The organism is Paenibacillus chartarius (genome assembly GCF_042432825.1).
GTDB classification, from domain to species: domain Bacteria; phylum Bacillota; class Bacilli; order Paenibacillales; family NBRC-103111; genus Gordoniibacillus; species Gordoniibacillus chartarius.
In genome coordinates this window covers 1-2,681 of the sequence record NZ_JBHLWN010000015.1, presented here as the reverse complement: position 1 = coordinate 2,681, position 2,681 = coordinate 1, and the positions used below count along the sequence as shown (strand labels likewise).

Sequence of the window (2,681 nt, the reverse complement as noted above, 5' to 3'; positions counted from 1 at the left end):
AATATATCAAACAAATGTTCGCATGTGAAGGATTTGCTGAGGCAACTTGATATTCAAATTTAAGAATACATAAAAAAAAGAAGCCGAAGTTATTTTCCACCGGCTTCTGCGCACACACATTATGTTTTAATGATCAGATTTATTAAGTGATCTCTGACCCTAACTGTATAAGTTCTTAAGCATCAAGCTGAGACTTCTACATAAAAAACTTGGTGTCGTAATTGCCTAGTTCTACGAATCATCAGTAGGAATGGAAAGTCTTTATTTTTGACGATTTTATCATCAAACAATACATCTTTTTAACACAGCATATTCAACTAAACTATTATTCCTCAGTCAATCATTACACTAATTCCTTCACCTTGGTACTTGTTTCCTTGTTTTACCATTCTGGCTATTACTACAGCATGCTTAATCCCTTTTATTTTTCCTTTCAAAAAATCATTCTCTGGTTCTTCCTTTAGTTCCATTTCTAATTCTGCCATGTACTTTTCAAAATAACTAATTAAATAATCGGTTTCTGAGGTGCTCTGGGCTAGATTGTCTATGAACAGCACACTATTGGACATAGCTGCCTTTTGAAGGATCGAATCTTTAGTTTTTAAGAACCCATGAATAGATTCAAGATATTTTCTTAGAATATCTTCATCCGGGAGCTTTTGCTTATGTTGGTCTAACAAATCGATCAGGAAATCAACTTTTTCTGTGTCATTTAATAAAGCCAAACTTTATCCCCCCATACTTTTGATTTTTATGATTCTATCAATAGTGAAAACTCTATAGAAGGTAATCCTACTTCTCAACCTAATAATTTGCCCGCCGCGGCGTTGAATTATCCCATCTTACAGTATTTTACTTGGGGGCAATTAATGATCCATGCTTAAGGTGCTTTCTAATTGATATTGACCGTTATCATCAATAATTAATGCATTAAGTTGCTTCCCATACTTAATACCTCCGTCAATGCCAATGATTTGTCGACCAAACCATGATTAAAGTTCGTATCATCTTTATGCAATCGTGAGCAAATCTCATGTCCAAATACAATTGTTTTATTTGTTGGCAGCTTACCATCGTTTCGATGAAAACGTTCGCGGATCCAACGGAAGATTTTATTTAAAGTTAGTTTCCAATCATTCTGTGTAGGATCGATTCCTCCATGAACATAGATAAGACGATCATCTTCCCAATAATTCGGTAATTTGCGTAAAAAGTTTATTTCTTCTGAGTAACTCGTATACTTTAAGAAAGGGTACTCTTTTTTATCCAACCATCGAAGAAACATATCGTCATGATTTCCGCCGATTGCCTTGACGTTTGGGTTCTCCGTCAATTGTCGAACTCTCATTACAAGCTCCAGTGAAGCAGGACCTCCATCAACGTAATCTCCAAGTAATACAAGTTTATCACAAACAGGATTGTAGCCAGTGAGTGATAAAAGCACCTCGAAGGTTCGATTGTACCCATGAAAATCTGAAATCACAATTGTTCTAATAATTCTCACTTCCCTGCAGTTTATTCTAGCTGATAAATCTGCGCAGTTATACCTTTCTAAAATGAAAACTCATTACGCTCTTCTCTAATCATGAGGTAGGCTCTAGTCTACTGAGTTTATCGGGTCTACCGAGGTAGTTCGAGTTATTCACCGCGCCAACTCAAGTCAACTATAAAATAACTGATAAATACAAAACAGAGTCCCGTAGTTTGCGGAACCCTGTTGGTCTTATTTATAGCTAATCTTATTCAATCAGACTCACCATTTCCTTGTTGCTATAAATGCTTATCGAGATTAGAACCAGCTCGATAAATCATATAAATTAAAATACTCATCAATCCACTTTCTAGCGCCAGATAATATTCTCTATTAAGTATTTGACCTGCTCCAAATCCTAAGAATATAATACTGAGTATTTTCATAATCATGCCTTCATTTCTATCTAACCACCTCATTAATGTCACCTACCAAATATTATGGTTCGATTAACACATCATCAATTTTACGAAGTGGACGAATTATCATATCAAGACACACCGTTCCCTGCTGATCCTTTTCTTCGAACGCCAATCCTAAAGTTACATAAAGACTAACTACATCACTAATGCTTTTCGGGTAAAGATACCCATTAGCCTCTAGTCTACGCTTGATTTCCTCTTCCCTCTCATGCAACATCTGTTCCTCATCTATGTCAAACTCTGATGACTTGATCCCGTTATCCTCAAAAGTTATAAAAGTATTTGGTTTTGATTTATTCTCAAGATATATAATAGTTTCATCTCTTGAAAGGCCAATAGCAATAGAATTACTAAAATAAGGCAATAATGTAACATTAGGCATTGGCAACCATAACCCCCATCCGCTTTCATAAAACTGATTGGGTATAACACATTGACCTTCGGTTATAAGTCCTAATTGTTTAAGTATTTTAACTGTAACTTTGCCATTAGTCATAAAATTAATTGCCTCACTCTGAAAAGAAAACATGTTCAGCTCCCGTTTGAATTATATAAGGCAAAATATCCAGCGGCCTTTCGTTTGAAATCGTAAATTCAGAAATGACACCATTTGCATTTTGTGATGTATTATAACTTATCCCTACGGCCCAATATTCTTCTTCTGGAGATTTAGAAGTCCGGTGATTTAAGTCAGTTGTATCCGTCTCTTCGGCATGAAAAAAGAGGAA

Annotated in this window: 5 protein-coding genes; all 5 read right to left on the bottom strand. The window is 35.5% G+C overall.

The annotated features are described in order from the left end of the window. Positions 1-332: 332 nt before the first annotated feature. A complete protein-coding gene (locus ACFFK0_RS02785) occupies positions 333-725 on the bottom strand; it encodes a hypothetical protein (protein WP_377468362.1) in 393 nt (130 codons plus the stop codon). Between the two features lie 197 nt (positions 726-922). Beyond that, positions 923-1,504: a metallophosphoesterase gene (locus ACFFK0_RS02780; RefSeq protein ID WP_377468361.1), complete on the bottom strand. Its 582-nt coding sequence runs from the start codon at positions 1,502-1,504 to the stop codon at positions 923-925. Between the two features lie 266 nt (positions 1,505-1,770). Then, positions 1,771-1,950: a hypothetical protein gene (locus ACFFK0_RS02775; protein ID WP_377468360.1), complete on the bottom strand. Its 180-nt coding sequence runs from the start codon at positions 1,948-1,950 to the stop codon at positions 1,771-1,773. A 19-nt stretch (positions 1,951-1,969) separates the two neighbouring features. Next, positions 1,970-2,482, bottom strand: a complete 513-nt coding sequence (locus ACFFK0_RS02770; RefSeq protein ID WP_377468359.1) for a DUF6042 family protein — start codon at positions 2,480-2,482, stop codon at positions 1,970-1,972. After that, the coding region (locus ACFFK0_RS02765) for a hypothetical protein (RefSeq protein WP_377468358.1) at positions 2,463-2,681 on the bottom strand (219 nt) is incomplete at its 5' end. The genes ACFFK0_RS02765 and ACFFK0_RS02770, both read right to left, overlap by 20 nt.

Excerpts from the sequence above, each read along its gene's own strand:
- ACFFK0_RS02775 (WP_377468360.1), bottom strand. The coding sequence starts at position 1,950 with ATGAGGTGGTTAGATAGAAATGAAGGCATGATTATGAAAATACTCAGT.
- ACFFK0_RS02770 (WP_377468359.1), bottom strand. The coding sequence starts at position 2,482 with ATGTTTTCTTTTCAGAGTGAGGCAATTAATTTTATGACTAATGGCAAA.